General features: G+C 71.2%; 2 protein-coding genes and 1 pseudogene. 1 reads left to right on the forward strand and 2 read right to left on the reverse strand.

The window, feature by feature from the left end:
* Positions 1-156 (reverse strand): annotated as a pseudogene (locus tag AB0C36_RS43070) (type 1 glutamine amidotransferase domain-containing protein); the annotation flags it as partial.
* A 113-nt stretch (positions 157-269) separates the two neighbouring features.
* Positions 270-1,541 carry an oxidoreductase gene (locus AB0C36_RS43075; protein ID WP_358365265.1) on the reverse strand — a complete coding sequence of 424 codons (1,272 nt, stop codon included), beginning with the start codon at positions 1,539-1,541 and terminating at the stop codon, positions 270-272.
* Positions 1,542-1,637: 96 nt separating this feature from the next.
* Between AB0C36_RS43075 and AB0C36_RS43080 the strand changes: the two genes are divergently transcribed.
* The coding region (locus tag AB0C36_RS43080; RefSeq protein WP_358365266.1) for a helix-turn-helix domain-containing protein at positions 1,638-1,796 on the forward strand (159 nt) is incomplete at its 3' end.

Here is a 1,796-nt window from a genome sequence, read left to right on the forward strand (position 1 = left end):
CCCGCCCGGGGTGGCGATCGTGGTCTCCCACCCCGCCTCGGTGAAGATCTTGTGCGGCATCGCCAGCTCTTCGCCCCAGAAGCCCGAGGGATGCACCACTCCGTCCCGGAGCGTCCAACGATCCGCTGCGGACACCACGAAGAGGACCTTGGTCATGGCGTTCTCCCTCGCGTTCGCGACGGGGGCGGTGTCGTCGGACCCGGCACCGGCGCCCTCGACCATCATCGTCCACTATGTGGTCGAGGGCGATCGGCCACTACCCGGCGTCATCACGGCTCCGTTGCAGGCCGCGAGGCCCCGGCGCCGGGTCGGGCCGCGGGCAGCCAGGCACGGTATCGGCGCAGCGCCTGCCGCTGCAGGAGCAGCTCGGAGAACAGGGCCCGGACGGGGTGGGTCCTTGGTCTGGGGTCGCTGCCCCGGGCGATGCGGCGCATCTGGTGTCGGACCTGCGCCATGCTCGCGGCCGACGCGAGAGCCTTGTCGGACCAGGTCACCGGCCGCAGCGGCCGGTCCGCTTCGCGGCCGGTACGCCAGCGTTCGGGCAGGTCCGGGGTGACCGCCAGGGCGGTGCCCATGCCGACCAGGGCGATGCCGCTGTCGAGGACCCGGTCTGCCGTGTCGCGCCGGGTGATCCCGCCGGTGAGCATCAGCGGGAGGGGGCTGGTGGTGACCAGGTCTTTGGCCAGGTCGAGGAAGTAGGCCTCACGGGCCTGGGCACGGGCGTCGGCGGGGCGGCCGGTCATCGCGGGGCTCTCGTAGCTGCCGCCGGATAGTTCGACCAGGTCGACGCCGAGCGGCACCAACATCCCGATCACCCGTCGGGCGTCGTCGGCGCTGAAGCCGCCGCGCTGGAAGTCCGCGGAGTTGAGCTTCACCGCGACCGCGAACGACGGCGACACCACCGAGCGCACCGCGGCGACGACGTCGAGCAGCATCCGGGCCCGGTTCTCCAGCGGACCACCCCATGCGTCGGTGCGCCGGTTGACCAAGGGCGACAGGAACTGCGACAGCAGGTACCCGTGCGCGGCGTGGACCTCGACACCGTCGAACCCCGCTTCCTCGGCTCGCCGGGCGGTGGCTGCGAATCGGGCGACGGTGGCCTCGATCTGCTCAGGGGTCATAGCGGTGGGGCGGCCGAAGCGGCTGCTGTGCCGACCGAGGTCGACGCCCACGTCGGACGGCCCCCACACGACACCGGGCATGTCGGCCTGGACCTGGCGGCCGGGGTGGTTGACCTGCATCCAGACTGCCCCGCCTCCGGACTTGGCTGCTTCGGCCCATGCGGCGAACGGCTCCAGCGGCGCGGCCTCGTCGAGTACGACGCCGCCGGGACCGGTCAGCGCCTGGGCGTGCACCATGACGTTGCCGGTGATGAGCAGGCCGGCGCCGCCGGAGGCCCAGCGCCGGTACAGCGCGAGCAGCCTGCTGTCGGGGACCTGGTCGCGGCCGGCCATGTTCTCCTCCATGGCCGCCTTCGCGATCCGGTTGCCCAGCACCTGCCCGGAGCGCAACGACAGTGGCGAGAACAACTCACTGGTCATCCGCGTTCTCCTCTCGATCCGAAATCCCCTACAATGTGTGCACTGCTCACATTAGGGGATTGATGTAAGCAGTGCATACACGAAGGAGTGTGACCTGTGTCGCAAGCAAGCGGCTCGTACCACCACGGCGATCTGCGAACGGCCTGCCTGCGCGCCGCACGCGACCTTCTCGAGGAAGACGGCAGCGCCGCACTGTCGCTGCGCGCGGTGGCACGGCGTGCCGGCGTGTCGACCGGCGCCCCCTACCGCCACTAC

The sequence above is a fragment of the Streptodolium elevatio genome (genome assembly GCF_040649515.1).
In the GTDB taxonomy this organism is placed as follows: domain Bacteria; phylum Actinomycetota; class Actinomycetes; order Streptomycetales; family Streptomycetaceae; genus Yinghuangia; species Yinghuangia elevatio.